The organism is Phaeodactylibacter sp. (assembly GCF_040219495.1).
Lineage (GTDB): Bacteria > Bacteroidota > Bacteroidia > Chitinophagales > Saprospiraceae > Phaeodactylibacter.
Genome location: NZ_JAVJSK010000116.1, coordinates 39,290 through 58,771, shown reverse-complemented (window position 1 = coordinate 58,771; position 19,482 = coordinate 39,290). Strand labels below are relative to the sequence as shown.

The following is a 19,482-nucleotide window of genomic DNA, read 5'->3' as shown; positions in this document are numbered from 1 at the left end:
GGACAAAGCCCAGCTTATGGTATTTATGCCTGCTGTATTCGCTTGAGTGCCGTACTCGAATACGTCGCCGGGGCAGGCGTCGTGGTCGGCATCAAAATCCAGTGTTCCAGTGAAGGGGAAGGACACATCTGTGCCTGCCGGTCTAAAGGCATCACTTGGGTTAGCAAATTTAGAAATGGTGTAGGTTGCTGCACTCAGATCACTCGTGCAGCCAGTTGCGCAATCCAGTACCTTTGCCTTAAATACATAATCGCCCACCGGAGCTGCTGGCTCCAGGCGGATGCTGTTGTCGTTCGTACCAGACAGGAAGAAAAACCCATCCGGACTGGTAAAGCTACCGGGAACGCTGCAAGGAGGATTGTACTCCGCAAGTGCAACGCCAGCCGGAGCAGATTGCAGAACCCAAACCACCACCTGATCGCCAGAGATAGGGCTCGGGTTGATCAGGCGTAACAGCCGGTCACTACCGGGAGCTCCTTCACAAAACGCTATGGTCTTGGCAGGCTCGGTCGGTGCAGCAGGATTAGGGTTGACCGTAAAGCTGTATAAATCCGAAGCCTCACAACCAGGGGTAGTACTGCTGACAGTGACGCCAACAGACCTGGCTCCTGTACTTGTAACCCAGTCCCGCGTCGGCATGGCGGCGGTATTGTCATCGAATCCGTCGAAGCAAGTACCCGATCCCAAGCCGTTATTATAGGCGCACCAGGCGTAAGCGTAAGTGCCGCCATCAGTAGCCGTCAGGTTCGGATCGTATTGCACACCCAGGGTATTCAAACACACATCACCCGTAGGATCTGCGGTAATCGATACCATCGGGTCCGCTTTTTTGGAAATGGTATAGGTTTCCTTGCTCAGCTCGCTTTCACAGCCTGTATTGCAATTCAGGACTTTAGCACTAAACACATAATCTCCAACCGGTGCTGTTGGTTGGAGACGAATGCTATTATCATTTGTTCCGGACAGGAAAAAATTAGCATCCGTATAACTGCCAGGGGCGCTGCACGGGGGCATAAACTCCTGGCCCACGGTCAGGCCAGCCGCAGCTGGAGCCGATTGCACCACCCAAACGACCACCTGATCACCACTGCCATCAATTGGGCTGGGATTGATTAAACGAAGTAAACGGTCGGGGTTACCCGCACCTTCGCAGAACTCAACCGTTTCGGAGGGATGAGTAGGCGCATCCGGAATAGCTTCTACATAACCCGAAATCTCAATGTCATTGGTCGCATCTGCGAGACCGTTGCCAAACCAGAAACGATTGAAATCTGCGGAGGGATCCACGCTGTTGCCATAACCATACAATCGGAAGCTGACCGCGTTGCTACTGGTAGTGCAATTATCGAACAAACCAGTGGTGGTCAGATCAAAAGTGACCGTTTCGTAATTACCTGTACCATTGATGGTGCTGGTGTGAGAGCCAATCAGGGTGACAAAGTTGTCGCCGCCAGCATCGGTGAATAGCGCGAACTCATTGGGTCCATTGCCCTGACGTCCAATTTGGATAGTCAGCTCCGTCAGCTGTAAGCCAAAGCCGGCCTCGGGGCGGATGGATATTTTAACGTACTCGGAAGCCGAACGTGCGCCGACCAGGGTGGTATTGTCAAAATCCCGTGAAATGTAAACATTGTCGAAACCGCCTGCTGGAAAAGCGATAATGCCCGCGGCTCGACGGACGTCACCGGTGGTAGCACCGATACCAGTGGCGTTGAAGGTAGCTAAAGTAGGTCCTTCATCGCCATTGAATCCATCAAAGTCCCAGGCTTTCAGCAGCGTCTGCCCGGAAATCGGAATGGTGAAAGCTACTATGCAGATTAACATCAGTAGCTGCTTACAGCCAGCTGCTGAAGAAGATCGTGGATTTAACATCCCCTCAAGTGAGGCAAGCGCCAACAAGCTCGCTCGCCTGAAAAGCGCCGGATGGGCTTTACTGTCAGGCTTTCGCCTTCGAAAAAAAGTGTTAATGTAGTTCATAAAGAGTAATTATGGTTGTTTAGAGTTCATTTATGACCATAGGTCAGTTATGGGCATAAGTATATCATTTGGTTTGTTGACCATTCATTGCATTGTATCGTGGCGATTGCTAACCTAATACTCTGCCAACTCAAGATTTATAAATGCTGACTTGGCAGACTATACCCTAAACCTATGCCTAGCAGAGACCGGTTAAAAGCCGCTACGACCAGATATGTGCGCAACTTTTCAGTCTCCCGCACTCCTGAACATAAGAAGTAAGGATCATTCATACTGATTTAGTACCAAGAGCTCACCCCAACAGGAACTTACACAGGCACACTACCGGCAATTGACGGCGAATGACTCCCTAATCATTGCTATTGATAGGAAGGCAGGAACCGAGAATGCCTCGCAGATCACTACGGATGGAGCATTATCGTGCTATTATTTTGCAAAGAAAGAACCATTTTGCACCTTTCGGTAAGGAGGGAGTTATTGCGCAAAGTTCCAAGATATGCAGGACACTGCATTCTGAATAAAGGAAGTCAGGATAATGACTTTTAACCTCATCAAAAAGAAGCACACAACATGTCTAAGGTATTCTTTCTTTAAACTACACCAATAAATTTTGACTGTTGTTGTAATGTATACAGCCTAAAACCTACACTATCCAATAATTACTAAAGCCATAAACGTGCCATTAGAAACAGTTTGATAGTTGCTGGGAGGGGGTACTTCGATCTAAGCGAAGCTTTGTTTTGCTCTTTCAGAAGGCTAACCCTAAAGTAAAAGAGACGCGTGCATATTTGTATAGGACTTTGTCAAATATAAGGAGGATTTTGAAGAGTTCAAAGCATAACAATGCAACAATAAAAAAAAGGTGCTGCTTTTATCTTTTTGATGACAAAACACTACATTATGACAATAAATGCATAAATTTTTTATCCCGGAATCGTAACATCACAGAAGAAGCAACACTGTTACTTTTCATTTTTCAGGTCCTCGATTTCCTGGGCGACCCTTTCTGCTTCAGCTGACTTCTCTGCGTAGGCTTTAATATCTCCGCTACGCTGTATCTGCATAGCTTCTTCCATCAGTTTCAGGTATTGCTTTTCCAGTTTCTTGACCGGGTCTTTTTTGAATAGTCCGAACATAATTTTTGCTTTTGGTCAGGAAACAGCAAAGGCGCAAAATGGTTGCAAAAAGAAAGCCGGATACTGCTTCAAGAGCAATACCCGGCTATGGTATAGTTTTTAGCGGTCAGCTACCTGTAATCAGGCAACGGCCTCCTTGACCAGGTCTGCTGCTTCCTGAAGAAGGATAGCCGACTTCACAGCAAGGCCAGATTCATCAATTAGCTTCTTCGCTACATCTGCGTTTGTACCCTGGAGGCGCACGATGATGGGCACATTGATGTTGCCCATATTCTTATAGGCATCTACAACGCCCTGTGCCACACGATCACAGCGGACAATACCACCGAAGATATTAATCAGAATGGCTTTGACTTCCGGGTCTTTCAGGATGATCCGGAAAGCCTGCTCCACCCGCTTTGCATCTGCGGTACCTCCTACGTCGAGGAAGTTGGCCGGCTCGCCACCGGACAGCTTAATGATATCCATTGTAGCCATAGCCAGGCCTGCACCATTAACCATACAACCCACGTTTCCGTCGAGCTGCACATAATTCAGGCCATATTCCTTAGCTTCTACTTCAGTGGGGTCCTCTTCATCCGTATCACGGAGCTTGGCGAGGTCCGGATGACGGAACAGGGCATTATCGTCGAGGGTCACTTTGCAGTCTACCGCGATAATACGGTCATCACCGGTCTTGAGGCAGGGGTTGATTTCGAATAGTGACGCATCCGCTCCTACAAAAGCTTTGTAGAGTGAGCTGATAAACTTCACCATTTCTTTCATTGCCTTTCCATTCAGGCCAAGATTGAAGGCGATTTTACGCGCCTGAAAGCCCTGAAGGCCCTGAGTGGGGTCAATGTATTCTTTGTGCACGAGGTGCGGGGTTTCTTCCGCAACTGTTTCAATATCCATACCACCTTCAGTGGAATAGATGATAACGTTGCACTTCTTCTCTCGGTCCATAAGCACAGAGACGTAGAATTCATCGCACGCATCAGGAGAGGGCACGTAGGCATCTTCGGCAACCAGGATCTTTTTCACAAGCTTGCCCGGCCCTTCCATGCCACCCGGTGTCTGCGGGGTTTTGAGCATCATGCCGAGAATAGCACTTGCGTTTTCTTTGAGCCCTGCTTCATTTTTCACCAGTTTTACGCCACCGCCCTTGCCGCGTCCTCCGGCATGAATTTGAGCTTTGACTACTGCGAAGCCAGAGCCTGTTTTTTCTTTGATCGTTCCGTAAGCGGCAGCAGCTTCTTCCAGTGTATTGGCTACGAGGCCTTCCTGTATGGCTACGCCGTAGCTCTTCAACAATTCTTTTCCTTGGTATTCGTGAAGGTTCATGCGCTAATTAAATATGGTTAGTGATGGATGCCCAAATGTAGTGATTTTATACAGCTATCTGAAGCAATTGAAGGCAAAATGGCAAAGTTAAGCCCCTTGACTATCCGGTCTTTTTTGTACTTTGAGTGGTCGTTTACGGTCCGGCGGTCAGGTAATAGCCTGACTATCAGCTGAACGGTGCTTTTATTTTAAAAACCAAAGTGTTGTTATGACTGCAAATACCTCTGCCACAACTACGGCTTCCACCGCACCGGAAATGCAAAAGTTGATCCGGGATTTTACAGCCCCCTGGAAAATGCGCCTTTTTTTCCTGAAGCGGCTTCCTTCCTGCTTGTTTTGGGGCGTACGGGTGGAATCCTGTGACACAGACACCTGTGTGGTCAGCATCCCCTACCGCTGGACTACTCAGAACCCCTTCCGGTCTGCTTACTTCGCTGCACTAAGCGGGGCTGCTGAACTGTCAACGGGTACACTGGCACTTCTTGCCCTTGCCGGTAAGGGCAAGGTCTCGATGCTTATCACCGGGTTTGAGGCACGTTTTATCAAAAAAGCCGACACCCGCACCTACTTTACCTGTAGTGCGGGTGCCGAAATCAGGGCTGCAGTGGACACCGCTATTGCTACCGGTGCAGGGCAGGAAGTAACCGTACGCACCACAGGCAGGAACACCCGGAGGGAGGCGGTCTGTGAAGTACAGCTCACCTGGTCCTTCAAGCAAAAACGTTAGCGGTCTACTTTTTCTTTTTAGCAGGAGCTTTCTTCGCCCCTGCTCCCTTTTTCTTCGCCGGCTTCTTCTTCGGCGCTTTGAAAGTGCCCGGCATTTCCGCTTCGATAATGCCTTTGACTTGCTCAAGGGTCAGTTCCTTCGCTGCTTCAGGCGTCATCCGCTCTCCATCCACTTTGGGGATTTTTACGCTTTTCTTTTTGTAGCGTATAAATGGCCCCCATCGGCCATTCTCCACTGCGATCTTTTCTTCATCCCAGCGGTGGATGTAGCGATTGGCTTCCTTTTCAATCTTTTTCTCAATGAGCTCATGCATGTCTTCGATTGAGATATTCTCGAAGTCATACTTTCGGGGCACATTCACAAATAAGCCATCGTATTTGAGGAAAGGCCCAAACCGGCCCTTGCCTTTTGTAATAGGCTTACCTTTGTAAGTGCCCACCGGCGCATCTTCTTTTTGTTTCGCTTTGACCAGCTCCAAAGCCCGCTCCCGGGTCAGTTCCAGTGGGTCTTCTCCTTTCGGGATAGACACAAAGAACTTTTCCCCCATCCGCACATAAGGGCCGTACCGGCCTATACCGATTTGCACCGGCTCCCCTTCGTACTCGCCCATATCCCTGGGCAGTTCAAACAGCTTCAGAGCTTCCTCAAAGGTGATGGTCTCCATAGACTGCCCGTGGCGCAGGTTGGCATACTTGGGCTTTTCCTCTTCTTCCAGTTCATCGGGCGCACCAATTTGCGCTACCGGGCCATTGCGGGTCATACGGGTCAGCAGGGTGCGGCCCGATTCAGGGTCTTTGCCCAAAACCCGTTCCCGGGTGGGGCGCTCTGCATTTTCCAGGGTTTTTTCCACGGTTTCGTGAAAGGGCCCGTAAAAAGCCTTGAGGATATTGGTCCACTCCTTGCTCCCTTCAGCGATGGAGTCAAACTGCTTTTCAATATCAGCGGTAAAGCTGTAGTTCATGATATCCTTGAAGTGCTCACTCAGGAAATCAGCTACCGTGATCCCCATATCTGTAGCAAACAGGCGATTTTTGACGGCGCCCGTTATCTCGGTCTTCGTCTCTTTGTTGATCTCACCGCTCTTAGTGAGGGTCAGTAACTGGTATTCACGCTCGGTGCCATCACGGGTCTCTTTGGTAATATAGCCCCGCTCCGGCTCCATAATTTTACTGATCGTTGGCGCGTAAGTAGAAGGGCGGCCAATGCCAAGTTCTTCGAGCTTCTTAACCAGCGCTGCCTCCGTATACCGCGACGGTGGCCGGGTAAACCGTTCGGTAGCGATCATGTTGAACAGGTTCAGTGACTGCCCGATTTTCAATGGTGGCAGCATGCCTTTTGCTTCCTGATCTTCGTCCTCATCATCGGTCGACTCCAAGTACACTTTGAGGAAGCCATCGAACTTCAACACCTCCCCTTCTGCTTTCAGATAGCTATCAGGCATCGTAGAAATTCCGATTTTAACGATGGTCTTCTCCAGTTCAGCATCTGACATTTGCGAAGCAATCGTCCGCTTCCAGATCAGTTCATAGAGGCGCTGCTCATCGCGGTTGCCGGACACATTCTGATTGGAAATATAGGTTGGCCGGATGGCTTCGTGCGCTTCCTGTGCGGAGGCAGACTTGCCTTTATAGCGCCGTGTCTTCAGATAGTTAGCCCCATAAAGGTGTTCGATTTCCTTGGCAATACTTTTCAGCGCCACTTCGCTCAGGGACACCGAATCGGTACGCATGTAGGTAATGTGGCCAGCCTCGTAGAGGCGCTGCGCAACGCTCATGGTGCGTTGTACACTATAGCCCAGCTTCCGGCTGGCTTCCTGTTGCAGAGTAGAAGTCGTAAACGGTGCGGTAGGGCGGCGCTTCAGCGGCTTCACATCAATATCGGTGATGCTGAAGATCGCATCCCGGCACTGCTTTAGAAATTGCTCGGCATCTTTCTCGGCAGAAAAGCGGGACGGGTTTTCCGCTTTTAGCTTCACGGACTTGCCCTGCTCGTTTTTTACATCAAATAGTGCATTGACACGGAAAAAGGGTGCGGACTCAAAATTCATAATTTCCCGCTCCCGTTCTACCAACAGCTTTACCGCTACGGACTGCACCCGGCCCGCCGACAGCTTACCTTTGATCTTTTTCCACAGGATTTCGGATAACTCATACCCCACCAGCCGGTCCAGGATACGGCGGGCCTGCTGAGCATTCACCAGGTTTACATCCACCAGGCGGGGCTGGGTAATGGCTTTTTGGATAGCCGGCTTGGTAATTTCCCGGAATACGATCCGCTTAGTGGAAGCTTCATCGAGGCCCAGGACCTTGCACAAATGCCAGGAAATGGCTTCTCCTTCGCGGTCTTCATCCGTGGCGAGCCAGACCTCGTCCGACTTTTTCGCAAGGTCCCTGAGTTCCTTTACCACCCGCTTTTTGTCCGCTGAGACGACGTACTTGGGTTCGAAATTATTTTCGATATCCACGGCTCCGCCCCGCTTGTCCAGATCACGGACGTGACCGAAGCTCGACTTGACGGTGAAGTCTTTACCGAGTATCTTTTCTATGGTCTTCGCCTTGGCCGGCGACTCTACTATTAATAAGTTCTTTGGCATAATTCTTTATTGGTACAAAGCGCTCTTACGACTGCAAATGTATAAAAAACATGAATTGTTCAAACCCCACAGCGGTCAGATCCCCCTTATATACGCAAAAAACTGGAATCTAAGTGTATATTTGTGATAACATACAGTTCTTAATTTTCTTCATATATAACAAATCGCAACTGAGCGAAGGAGCAGTCTTTTTAAAGTAAAATTAATTCCCTCGTTTTACGTTATTAGGGCACTCTGATTCCTCAATTTTTTAAAAGCGGTTTCCATCTTTTGCCTATGCGCCTGTTTTTCATCCTGATCTCCATACTGCTTTTTGGCGGCACACTGCCGGGCCAGCGGTATTTCCCGATCAAGAAAGACAACAAGTGGGGGCTTATTGATGCCTCCGGTACCCTGGTTCAGGCCCCTGTCTACGATGCGATTGGCGAATTCAAGCAATTTGGCTACGCTGTCATGCAGTTTGAAGGGAAAGTGGGGCTGCTCGGGGCCAACGGCCAGCGTATTCTGCAACCTAAATACGAAGACATCAAAGTCCTGGATTCCACCCTCATCGCGGTGATGGACGAAGAAGCCTGGATGGTCGTCAACCTCTTCGGCAAAGTCGTATTGGAAAAAGGCTATGAGCGGGTTCATGTGGTACGGCAGCATTTCCTCACCTACCAAAAAGAAGGCAAATGGGGCCTGACCAATCAATTTGGGCACCGCCTCGCTCCCGCTGTCTATGATGAAATCAAAGCCTTTGACAATAACTGCTTCCTGACCCGCAAAGGCCAAAACCTGGGCCTTCTGTCCGGGACCGGCCGGGTGATTATTGACAACCGGGCAGAAGATATTCAGGTGTATCAGGATAGCCTGTTCTTTTTCCGCGAAGACTACCACTGGGGCGCTGTTGACTTCTATGGTATTGAGCGCATACCTGCTGTATTCAAAGGGTACAGCAAAATTGACAACGGCTACATCAAACTGAGCAGCGAAAAGGGCAATAAGGTCTTTAGCCTGTACTGCAATCGTATCATCACCCCGGACTGGCACCACGACTACTACAGCTTTTCGCCCCGTTACCTGATTGTAAAGGAAAGCCGCCGCCTCGGGCTCATCAACTGGTGCGGGCAGGAAGTATTCCCCCCGGTTTACAACGAAATACAGCCCTACACCCGTGACCACTTCCGGGTCAATAAGGACGGGCAGTGGGGCGTGGCGGACAAGGCAGGCACTTTACTCATCCCGCTGGCCTATGACTACATCGCACCGCTGAGGGGCAAGGTCTGTGTTGTAAAAAAAGAAAATCAGTTTGGCCTGGTCCATATTGACGGTACCGAAATCGTCGCGCCTGAATACGACCGTATCGTCCTCGAAAAGCAGGAAGCAAAAGCCTACACACGCACTCCGGATGGCCCGGAAAAACTGACGTTGCTCACCTTAGATGCTGAAGGGCGCTTAAGAGATGCCAATAAGTTGGAGCAACATTTCCAGGTCAAAATTGGCAGCAAAGAAGTCAACAAGAGCCCCACCAGGGAGTTGGGCGCTAACGCTCAAAACAGCCAACTGTTGGAACAATTCGAGTGGTTCTACGCTCCGGAAGAGGACCGCTGGGGCCTGCGGCGGCTCAATGACGGAGGCGTGCAAATCGAGCCCATGTTTTCCTTTGTTCAGGTTGAACATGCACTCGGCCTGACTCTGGTAGGCATCCCACAGTCTCATACCAATGGCTTTGACCGGACCCATTTCCGGTTTGACCGGACGTATGGTATTGTGAATAATGCGTTGGGGCTTCTGGTCACAGAGTTGGAGTTTCTGGATATCCGCCTGAGTGATTTTCGGCAGGGTGGACAGCTGGCCCGTTGTGTATTTAGTAACGGCCGCCACGGATTGATTGACTCCACCGGCCGGGTTGCGCGACGTGATTTAGCTTTCATCGGCCTCTTTGTTAACGGAGTGGCTCGTTTTAGTTTTTCGGGCCAACTCTCAGGCAGTGTGGAAGCTGAACTTCACCTCGGCAGCATCAATCAGTACCTGAGAAGCCTTGCGGCACCCAGCATCATGCAGGATTACACACAGTACGATATTAAATTCAAAGCCGATGCCAACCTGATCTGCGAAGGCTGTGAATGGGGCTATCTGGACCAAACCGGAGCAGTGGTGGTCCCGCCGCAGTACACCTTCGCCAAAGATTTTGTGAATGATGTGGGGATTGTAGCCTGCCACGACAAGTGGGGCATGGTGAACCAGAAGGCAAAAGTCATTCTCCCCTGTCAGTACGATGGGGTCCACTTCATGGAAAACACAGACAATCAGATGGTCCGGGTCTACATACAGGAGCCCAAGTATGGGCTGGTAGATACACTGGGGCAAATTACGGTAAGCGCGGTGTACGATGAGCTGGGCTACTTCAGTGAAGGCCGGCTGGCTGTACGCCGCAACGGGCTATGGGGCTTCGTCAACACCGATGGCATGGAGGTTATCCCCTGCCGCTTCCGGGAAGTTCAGAATTTCAGTCAGGGGCTCGCGGCCGTCCGCCTGGGCTCTGGCTGGGGCTTTATTGATAAGCAGGGGCGCATCATCATTGATTTGCAGTACCGGCGCGTGGGCAGCTTTTCGGATGGGCTGGCGTGGGTCGCTACGGATGAAGGGGTGGGCTATATCAATGAAGCAGGCCATAAAGCCATTCCCCCAAATTTTGACCGGGCTTATGATTTCCAGCAGGGTACTGCGAGAGTAGTGGTAGATCAGGATTACGGGCTCATTGATGTTGCCGGAGACTACATACAACGGCCCAAATACAACCACATCGGGCCATTTGATGCCAACGGCCTGGCCATTGCACAGGATGGCGGGCACTCGGTGCACTACGCGCTGATTGACCGACGGGGCACTGCGGTTACCAACCAAAAATTCAAAGCCATCACCCCGTTTGAGGAAGGGCTGGCTGTTGTCAAAACCAAAAATGGATATGGCTACATAGACGTCCGCGGCAATCTGGTCATCGAAGACCGGTTTTCTAAAGCAAGCTCATTCTCCGAGGGCTTTGCAGCCGTTCAGTTAGATGGGCAGTGCGGCTATATCGACTTATCCGGACAAGTGGTGGTCCCCTGCAATTATTCCAAATGCCTGGACTTTGAGGGCGGGCGGGCAGTCGTTTACAAAGGTATGCGCCGGGCCGGGCTGATTGACCAATCCGGTAATTTGCTCATTGAGCCCAGCCTTGACCGCCTGCTGAATTTCCAGGAAGGGCGGGGGCTTGTGCGTGACGAACAATACCGGTTTTACTACATCACCGAACAGGCGAGCCCGTACAACGGGTACTACGAGCAGGCCACAGAGTTCAAGTACGGGGTAGCGGTGGTACAGATTAATGGCAAATGGGGCATTATCAATCAGAAAGGCATTGAGATCATTCCGCCCCGCTACGACAAAATCGAGTCTTTCCGAGATGGCTACGCCCGGGTGAGAATTCAGGGTTTTAATGGCCTGGCCAGTCTTGAAGGCGAGCTGCTGGTACAGCCGGACTACGAATACATCAGCTACGCGGGTGAAGGGCTGTACCGGGTAGAAAAGGGAGACAAAATCGGGTATTTTGACCAATCCGGACAGTGGGTTTGGGCTCTGAACCGGTAAGCAAACCCAGCTCCTCCCCTTCAGCTGCTGAAGGCTTATGTCCGTAAATGCCCCCAGATTTATCTATTTTCTGCCGTCCTTGGCATAAGGTTATTGAAAAAGGCTGAGTGATGCCTTATTTTAGCTGCCTGGTTAATCCGGTGCCGTACACTGGGACAATTTTGAAAGCATTCCACCTATGAAGAATAAGAACGTAGCAGGCTTTTTGGCATTAATTTTTGGTTTTTTTGGTGTTCACCGGTTTTACCTGGGGCAACGCGCTTTCGGTATACTCTACATGATCATTGCATTCTTTGCTATTTTAATTACCGCTGAAGAAGGAGTGCCCTTTATCCTTGCTCCTGCCATACTTGCACTTGTGGATGCCGTTCTCTTCTTTGCCATGCCCAAAGAAGACTTTGACCGCCGGTACAACAAAGCGCGCAACTGGTACGGGCGGCATTACCAAAACTCAGACCGGTTCCCGGCACCAAGCCGCCGCCGAAGGGTACATCAATCTGAGTTTGAAATCATCAAGCGGCGGGGAATTCAAAACTTCCGGGATTACCGATTTGATGAAGCTGCCGAAGATTTTGAACAAGCGTTAAGCCTCGACCCTGAAAATGCTGCCATTCATTACAACCTGGCGGCCACTTATTCTATGCTGGAGGACGAACAACTGGGCTTTCAGCACCTCGAAGACGCTGTAGAGTACGGATTTGATCAGGTGGAGAAGATTCATAACCACGATGCCCTCGCCTTCCTTCGCTCCCGCCCCGCTTTTCAGTCTTTCGTAGATAATGGTTATCAGATGCCCCTACCGGGGCTGGAAGCTCCGGAAGAAGAACTGGAGCTCGAGCCTGCCCCTCAGCAGCCCGATCAGTCAACACCAGACAGCAACAGTGCACAACTCCTGGAGCAAATCGTTGAACTGGGCAAACTGCGCGACCGCGGTATTCTTACCGATGCAGAATTTGCGCAGCAGAAAGAAAAAATCCTGTTGAAGCAGAAAGGATAAGAGCTGCTATGTTTAGCTCTTAACAACATTCACGTTACCAAACACGACCCGGTGCCAAAAAAAATCAGGCATGAATCTAAAGCGATTCATGCCTGATTTTTTGATACTTTGCGGGCGACTGCTAGAACCGGAATGTCACGCCCACCATGGCATTGATGCCCAATATGGGATAGCGGAACCAACGCTCCCGACGGTTATTCGCCAGGTTGTTGATTTGCACAAACCCGCCAAACTTTTCAGAGAAGAAAAAGTCTGCACCAAGGCTCAGGTCAAACAAGCCGTTCAGGTTGTCGGCTTCCATGGTTTCCGGGTTCAGATAAGGCACACCGTTTTCCAGGAAAAAATCACCTTTTACAGTCAATCGGTCCTCAAGCGTAGTGTAACGCAGCCCTACATTCACAGACAAAGCAGGCAGGTGCCATGGCTTTTCCTCATTGTCCAGGCTGTAGATATTCTGGCTAAAGGAGCCAACAGCTTTGAAGCCTTCGAATATAGGAGCAGTAACAGAGCCTTTAATGGTCACGATACTGCCGTCATCATAGACCACATCGAAGCGGGGTATATCATCAAAGGGGTCAAACAAGCGGAAGGTTGCCAGGTCATCCACTGCCTGATACCCCACCTGAAAATCATAATCGATGCCTTCCACATTACCCCGCACCCCACCGTAGTAACTGTAGTACAAGGTGTTCCGGATACTCAGTGGCGAGCCCACAAAGGGGTTGTAAGTAGCCAGGCGCCGGTAGGTATTCTTCTGCAGCGTACCGTCAGCACCAACGTAGGCATTCACGATGCCTTCCAAAATGACTGCCGTAGCTTCAATATCCGGGAAAAAGGTGAAGTTATCGTCGTTGGCAGCCAGGTTGAAACCCAGCTTCACGCGGAAGCGGTCTGCATGATAGGTATAGTTAGGGCGCAGGAAGAAGTTGTTCAGCGTTTGGTCGCCCTCTATATCGTCATAGCTGGTGAAGTCGGTCTGAATTTCCACAGACAAAGGGTGGGTATCATCAAACCACTTGGTGCCCCGGAATACGAGGTCGAAACCATTCTCCCGAGAGGGAGAGTAGCTATCGTTCATCAGGTAGGTTTTGAAGCCGGCATAGTAGTTGAAGTCAGCTTCTGTGCGGGCACTGTTGTAGATGCTGGCCTCGCCGTCAAAAATAGAAAAACGCTGCCGCACCGTTTCCTGATCAAAGGTGATGGTTTCGTCAAGCGCCTCTGCGACTTCGTTGTAGCCGTAGTAGTGTACGGTATTGGAGGTATATTCCAAATGGGCATTGACCGCAAAGCCCTGATCGAAGTGGTAGGTGCCGTCTACCCCGCCGTTGCTATTGCTGAAGCGCTGATTCTCTACATTCTGCCCGTTGTTGGCTGAATGGTGATTGGCAAAGAGGTCAATACTGAGGTTCTCATTGTTATTGATATTGTAGTAGCCCTCTCCGAATAAGGCAGCCGGGAAGCCGCCCCCGGCTTTCAGGTAGCCGTTATAGCCCGCTTCCGTTTTTTCGCGCTTCATAGACAGGGGGCGGATTTTGGGCGGCAGGTACTCTACGGGCAGGGTGCGGGTGAATACATTATACTCCAGGCGCCGGCCGGTCGTATCCAAGGGCGGCAGCTCCGGGTCTACGCGGTAGCGTTCCGCATCACCAAGGCGGGCATCGAAGCTTTTGATGATATCGATTTCTCCGGAAGCCAGATCGTCCGGGTCCTGAGCAAAAGCAGGGGTTGAAAAGGCGAAGCCAATCAGCAGGAAAAATAAGAACTTGCAGTATTTCATCGGGCTATGCGCTATTTTTCTGAAGATTAAAGGAATAGTGCGCCGTGCCTCAAAGGCACGGGCTGAGGTTTCGGAATTAATTACCACCATCGGTATCCATGAAGCTGTCGTCTTCCGGGCTGGTATTCAGGCGGCTCGACTGATTGATGAGGCTATTGATGGTTTGCAGTTTTTCCCGGGCTTCGTTGACCAGTTTAGGGTCGCCATCGTAGTTTTCCAGGAGGGCTTCCAGGGCAGCGCGGGCGTTGTAGAGGTCGCCTTTCTCCCGCAGGATATCCGATAACAAGATGACACTTTTAGCCACCCAAAACGGATAACCGGAGCTCTCCTTATTGGCATTGATACAAATCTCCTGTGCCCGCTCAAGGTCTCGCCGCAGGTAGAAAACATAAGCTTTGAGGTAACGAGCCTCAGCAGTTTGTTCGTTATCGCTCAGCCGGATGACCTCATTGAAAGCCGTGAGGGCGTTCTCGTAATCCTGCCGGTCGTATGCCATCTTACCCAGATAAAAATTAGCCGTGGCAATCTGTAATTGTGAAGCGTTAGGATTGGTAGCAACCTTGCGGGCCAGGGTGTAAACCGCATCGTTTTTGCCTACCCGGTAAGCCGAGCGCAGTGCGCCCAGCTGTGCTTCAAACCGTTGCTCTGCCGACTGAGCGACCTCTTCCAGCTCCGAGTATAAATCGAAGGCCAGAAGGAAGTCTTTTTCGTGGTTGTAAGCGATCAGTGCCGCCTTTTCGAGCGCCTTCACAAAGTAAGAGCTTGGCCCTTTATCCACTACGGCAGCATAGTCTTGCAGGGCACTGGAATACTGCCGGAGTACCGCATATGACTCCGCCCGGTGGTAGGTGGCAGGCAGGATGTACAACCCGCGCGGGAATTTGCGCAGGTAATCCGTATACGATTGTACGGCGCGCTCGTAATTCGCATTCTCAAACTGCGATTCCGCCGCCCGGAAGTTGATAGAGTCCCGGACTTCGTTCTCCACATTGCCCTGCACCGTTTCCAGAAAGGCGAAATAGGCATCCGGCTGACCGAGGTCATCCACATAGATTTCCTCCAGAGCTGCCATAGCCAGGTTCGACTCATTGGCGTCAGGGTTGGCTGAAAAGACCTGCTTATAGTAATTGATCGCGCCCTCCAGGTTGCCCTGATTGTAGCTAATAAGGCCCAGGCGGATCAGCGCTTTAGTCACCAATTCCGATTTGCCCTGATACCGGCGCAGCAATTGTTTGAGCGGTTCTGCCGCTTTGCTGAGCTGCCCGATTTCCTGGTACGTAGACCCCAGGGCCAGCAAGGCATCATCGGCGTATTCAGATTCCGGATATTCCCGCTCAATGCGTTCCAGGGCAAGGATTTTGCTGCTCGTCCGGCCCAGGAGGCCTTCAATAATAGCCTTTTGGTAGAGGGCGTACACAAAGCCTGTGTACTGCTTATTGACGGCCCGGTCGTAGTAGTTGACCGCCCGCAGGTACTGATTGCGCTTAAACAGGCAGTCGCCCGCCCGCAGCGTAGCATCCCCCAGCACCTTATCCCGCACTTTTGAATTGCGGATAAAAGACCGGTTGCGGTCGATACCATTCACAGCCTCTTCAAAAAACCCGAGAGCTGCCGTGAAGTTATCTTGTTTGAGATAATTGTACCCCTGCGTGTAGTTGGCCGTAAAAATGGAGGCCTCATCCGGCATATTGCTCAGGGTTTTGGCCAGCGTAAGGTATTGATTGAGCAAACGGATGCTGGCGTTGTAGGCCCCCTCCCGGTGCGCAATATCCCCCAGCCAGTAAATCGCAGTAGCCCGGGTGCGGGCATCAATAGAGACATCCAGTGATTTTTCGAAGTATTGCTTAGCAGCATCAATCTCTCCGTTTTGCAATAGCTGCAAGCCCCGGTAGTATGCTACCTTTTGGTAGGTTTCCTGAAGCTGAGGCGTACGGTTGGGCAGCGACTCGATGATGTCCATCGCCTGCTGATAATCCCGGTAGCTGAGGAAAATTTCACTCATCAGCTCCTGTGCTTCGATGTAGTAAGGCGACTCCGGGCGCAGTTCCTTCAGGGCATTGATGGCCTCGCGCGGATCTTTCAGCTCATAGCTGAGTTTGGCGTAGTTCCAGAGGGCTTCTTCCTGAATACTTTCATCGTAAGGCATCCGCTTGGCATTACCAAAAGCCGTACGTGCGTCCTGCCGTTGATTGACCCGCAGGTAGGAATCCCCGAGGATGAACATGGCGTTCTGGCCGATCTCTGAATCTACAGTAACCAAATCCTTCAGGTACTGAATTGCCTTGGGGTAGTCCCCTACCTGATAATAGGTATAGCCAATCTGATACAGCTCTTCTTCCCGCAGCCGGCTGTTGCGCTCGGCGTAGTATTTCAGGTATGGCAGGGCTTTTTGGTATTGCCCTTTCTCAAAGTAGGACTGTCCGATGAGCTGTTTGATTTCGGTTTCCTTGCGCACGCCCTGCTGCTTGACGCGTGGCTCAGCGTAGGCAATCAGCTCATCAAACCGGCGCTCGGCAAAGTAGATTTGTGCCAGGTAGTAAGGCACATGGGGCTGATACTTGCGCGAGCGCTCCACAATGCGGAACTGTGCGATCGCAGCATCATAGCTGCCCTCAAAGAAATAGCAGAGCCCCAGGTAGTAATTGGTGGGATAGTAATAGTCGTTCTCCAGGTCTTTGATGCTCCGGAAGTTGGACTTGGCCTGGCTGAATTTTTTCTCTACAAAAAGAGCATAGCCCAGCTTAAACTTCACTTCTGCTTTTTGCTCCCGGCTCATACCGGTAGTCGGCACTTTGGAGAAAAAGTCGATTGCCTTCTCGTACTCCCGGGCGTTGTAGTAATAATTCGCCACTTCTATCAGGGCCTGATTGGCGATGGTATTGGGCGCGTATTTCCGCACGAATTCCAGGATCAGCTTTTCGCCATCCGGGGCCTGCATCCGGACGGCCGTCCGTGCGATATTGAGCTCCGATTTGGTCCTTAGCAGCTCAGCATCCGGTTCGTTGACGGGCAACAGCAGGTGATAAGCGCTTTCAAAGTGTTGCCTGGCTTTACCATAAATGCCCTGATCAAACATCAGCTCACCGGTCTTGTAGGCCTCATTGGCTTCTGTAAAGATGGCTGTTTGCTGGGCCCGAACGGACCAGCCCAACAACAGGAACATAAAAATTGGGGCGATTCTTTTTAACATGCTTAAGCGTTTTGTCATCGTTTTGCTTGGACGATTGGAACGGTTGTGTGAATCACGAATTTATAAAAAAATAATCCGTACACCAGCTTTTTGTAACTCCTGTACCGACAAATAACGCCGGGTTGATGGGAAAAATTACGTTTGGTGCGGGTAGATCAATCCGCGTTTTGCCCGCAGCGTCAGTTGTGGGTATAGAAAAGCCAGGAACCACTGACTGTAGCAACGATTCCTGGCCCTGCCTAACCTCTACGCTGCTAAGAGCGGAAGTTCAGGATAGTATCTTCAATAATATCGCAGCATTCGCTGAGCTGCGCCTCCGTCATGATCAAAGGTGGCGCAAAACGGATTTTGTTGCCATGCGTGGGCTTGGCCAAAAGGCCTTTTTCCGCCAGTTTCAGGCAGATATTCCACCCTGTCTTGCTATCTTCCTCATCATCAATAACGATGGCGTTAAGCAGGCCTTTGCCGCGCACTAGAGTTACGAGGTCCGTTTTATCGACCAGGTTTTTCTGCATTCGGTCCCGGAAAATTTGCCCCAGTCGCTCGGAGTTCTCCGCGAGTTTCTCGTCCCGGACCACTTCCAGTGCGGCCATGCCCACTGCACAGGCGATCGGATTGCCGCCAAAGGTAGAACCGTGTTCTCCCGGCTTGATGGTCAGCATAATCTCATCTCTTGTCAGTACAGCCGAAACCGGGAATACGCCACCGGAAAGGGCTTTGCCCAGGATAAGAATATCCGGCTTGAAGCCCTCATGCTCACAGGCGATGAGCTTGCCCGTACGGGCAATACCGGTCTGCACTTCGTCGGCGATAAACAGTACATTGCGCGACCGGCAGAGATCGTATGCTTTGCGCAGGTAGCCTTCATCGGGCACCACCACCCCGGCTTCCCCCTGAATGGGCTCTACCATGAAGCCCGCCACGTTGTCATCCTGAAGGGCCTCTTCCAGTGCGGAAAGGTCGTTGTAAGGGATAATTTCATAACCTGGCATATACGGCCCAAAGCCAGCGGTACTGCTGGAGTCGGTAGAAGAAGAAATGGCCCCCAGAGTACGGCCCCAGAAGTTGCCGGTCACAAAAATGATCTTGGCCTGATTAGTGGGTACGCCTTTGACTTCGTAGGCCCACTTGCGGCACAGCTTGATTGCCGTTTCGCCCGCTTCTACTCCGGTATTCATAGGCAGGACGCGGTCGTAGCCGAAAAATTCAGTGATGAACTTTTCGTAAGGCCCCAACATATCATTGTGGAAGGCACGGGAGGTGAGTGTCAACTGCTCTGCCTGCTTTTTGAGGGCATTCACAATATGTGGGTGGCAATGCCCCTGATTGACCGCAGAATAGGCAGCCAGGAAATCATAGTATTTTTTGCCTTCAACGTCCCAGAGGTAAGCGCCCTCTCCCCGGGCAAGCACTACAGGCAGCGGATGATAGTTGTGCGCACCGTAACGGTCTTCCAAATCGATATAGTCTTTCGAGGAGCGTAGTGTTTCCTGTTGTACCATGGGTTATTTGTTTCTTATTAGATAGTTATAATCTGGTCTGACTGCGCAATGATAGCACCTTTTTCGCGCATTTCCGAAAGGGCTTTATCCGAATCGCCTTCATTGAGATTGACGCCACGGCAGCCGTCTTCCACGAGGTAGGTTTTGAAGCCCAGCCCGAGGGCATCAAGTACGGTAAATTTCACACAAACATCAAGGGCCAGCCCCAGAATACCAACCTCTTTGATACCTTTCTCTTTGAGGTAGTCGCCCAGACCAGTGGCCTTGCGGTGCCCATTATCAAAGAACCCACTGTAACTGTCAATCTCGGGGTCGGTCCCTTTGACAAACACCTTTTCGAAGGCATCGGTGTTGAGCCCGGGAGCGAATTCAGCGCCAAAACTACCCTGCACACAGTGAATAGGCCAGAGAATTTGTTCCAGCCCATTGAGCTTGATCACATTCCCCGGATAGCGCCAGGGATGCATGGCGGCAAAACTTTTGTGGTTCGCCGGGTGCCAGTCCTGGGTTGCCACCACCAGGTCGAAATGGGGCATCAGCTCATTGGCAACCGGGATGACCTGATCACCTTCTTTGACTTCCAGAGCGCCGCCCGGGCAGAAGTCGTTTTGTATATCAACACAGATTAATGCTCTCATGACACAT

General features: G+C 51.0%; 11 protein-coding genes. 3 read left to right on the top strand and 8 right to left on the bottom strand.

All coding sequences use genetic code 11. The features are described from left to right. From RIC19_RS18060 to sucC, 3 genes are all read right to left on the bottom strand, one after another. Positions 1-1,824, bottom strand: a 1,824-nt coding sequence (locus RIC19_RS18060; RefSeq protein WP_350179753.1) for a hypothetical protein, incomplete at its 3' end; no start/stop codon positions are given. 1,115 nt (positions 1,825-2,939) lie between these two features. Beyond that, positions 2,940-3,113, bottom strand: coding sequence for a DUF6435 family protein (locus tag RIC19_RS18055; RefSeq protein WP_350179752.1), 174 nt, complete (start codon positions 3,111-3,113; stop codon positions 2,940-2,942). Between the two features lie 120 nt (positions 3,114-3,233). Beyond that, the gene (sucC, locus tag RIC19_RS18050) at positions 3,234-4,436 is read right to left on the bottom strand and encodes an ADP-forming succinate--CoA ligase subunit beta (RefSeq protein WP_350179751.1); all 1,203 of its coding nucleotides are present in this window, start codon (positions 4,434-4,436) and stop codon (positions 3,234-3,236) included. 208 nt (positions 4,437-4,644) lie between these two features. Between sucC and RIC19_RS18045 the strand changes: the two genes are divergently transcribed. After that, positions 4,645-5,163, top strand: coding sequence for a DUF4442 domain-containing protein (locus tag RIC19_RS18045; protein ID WP_350179750.1), 519 nt, complete (start codon positions 4,645-4,647; stop codon positions 5,161-5,163). Between the two features lie 4 nt (positions 5,164-5,167). Here RIC19_RS18045 and topA read toward each other — a convergent pair whose 3' ends face one another. After that, the gene (gene topA / locus RIC19_RS18040) at positions 5,168-7,756 is read right to left on the bottom strand and encodes a type I DNA topoisomerase (protein WP_350179749.1); all 2,589 of its coding nucleotides are present in this window, start codon (positions 7,754-7,756) and stop codon (positions 5,168-5,170) included. A gap of 276 nt (positions 7,757-8,032) precedes the next feature. Here topA and RIC19_RS18035 point away from each other — a divergent pair, with 276 nt between their 5' ends. Then, positions 8,033-11,371 carry a WG repeat-containing protein gene (locus tag RIC19_RS18035; protein ID WP_350179748.1) on the top strand — a complete coding sequence of 1,113 codons (3,339 nt, stop codon included), beginning with the start codon at positions 8,033-8,035 and terminating at the stop codon, positions 11,369-11,371. A gap of 178 nt (positions 11,372-11,549) precedes the next feature. Continuing rightward, positions 11,550-12,368 (top strand): NINE protein, encoded by an 819-nt coding sequence (locus RIC19_RS18030; RefSeq protein WP_350179747.1) that lies wholly within the window; start codon positions 11,550-11,552, stop codon positions 12,366-12,368. 121 nt (positions 12,369-12,489) lie between these two features. Here RIC19_RS18030 and RIC19_RS18025 read toward each other — a convergent pair whose 3' ends face one another. The 4 genes from RIC19_RS18025 to pncA form a co-directional block, all read right to left on the bottom strand. Then, positions 12,490-14,145: a TonB-dependent receptor gene (locus RIC19_RS18025; RefSeq protein ID WP_350179746.1), complete on the bottom strand. Its 1,656-nt coding sequence runs from the start codon at positions 14,143-14,145 to the stop codon at positions 12,490-12,492. Between the two features lie 76 nt (positions 14,146-14,221). Then, a complete protein-coding gene (locus RIC19_RS18020; protein WP_350179745.1) occupies positions 14,222-17,335 on the bottom strand; it encodes a tetratricopeptide repeat protein in 3,114 nt (1,037 codons plus the stop codon). Between the two features lie 254 nt (positions 17,336-17,589). Beyond that, a complete protein-coding gene (rocD, locus tag RIC19_RS18015; RefSeq protein ID WP_350179744.1) occupies positions 17,590-18,837 on the bottom strand; it encodes an ornithine--oxo-acid transaminase in 1,248 nt (415 codons plus the stop codon). A gap of 17 nt (positions 18,838-18,854) precedes the next feature. Further along, the gene (gene pncA, locus RIC19_RS18010) at positions 18,855-19,475 is read right to left on the bottom strand and encodes a bifunctional nicotinamidase/pyrazinamidase (protein ID WP_350179743.1); all 621 of its coding nucleotides are present in this window, start codon (positions 19,473-19,475) and stop codon (positions 18,855-18,857) included. Between the last annotated feature and the right edge of the window lie 7 nt (positions 19,476-19,482).

Excerpts from the sequence above, each read along its gene's own strand:
- topA (WP_350179749.1), bottom strand. The coding sequence starts at position 7,756 with ATGCCAAAGAACTTATTAATAGTAGAGTCGCCGGCCAAGGCGAAGACC.
- RIC19_RS18030 (WP_350179747.1), top strand. The coding sequence starts at position 11,550 with ATGAAGAATAAGAACGTAGCAGGCTTTTTGGCATTAATTTTTGGTTTT.
- pncA (WP_350179743.1), bottom strand. The coding sequence starts at position 19,475 with ATGAGAGCATTAATCTGTGTTGATATACAAAACGACTTCTGCCCGGGC.
- RIC19_RS18020 (WP_350179745.1), bottom strand. The coding sequence starts at position 17,335 with ATGTTAAAAAGAATCGCCCCAATTTTTATGTTCCTGTTGTTGGGCTGG.
- RIC19_RS18055 (WP_350179752.1), bottom strand. The coding sequence starts at position 3,113 with ATGTTCGGACTATTCAAAAAAGACCCGGTCAAGAAACTGGAAAAGCAA.
- sucC (WP_350179751.1), bottom strand. The coding sequence starts at position 4,436 with ATGAACCTTCACGAATACCAAGGAAAAGAATTGTTGAAGAGCTACGGC.
- RIC19_RS18045 (WP_350179750.1), top strand. The coding sequence starts at position 4,645 with ATGACTGCAAATACCTCTGCCACAACTACGGCTTCCACCGCACCGGAA.
- RIC19_RS18025 (WP_350179746.1), bottom strand. The coding sequence starts at position 14,145 with ATGAAATACTGCAAGTTCTTATTTTTCCTGCTGATTGGCTTCGCCTTT.
- rocD (WP_350179744.1), bottom strand. The coding sequence starts at position 18,837 with ATGGTACAACAGGAAACACTACGCTCCTCGAAAGACTATATCGATTTG.
- RIC19_RS18035 (WP_350179748.1), top strand. The coding sequence starts at position 8,033 with ATGCGCCTGTTTTTCATCCTGATCTCCATACTGCTTTTTGGCGGCACA.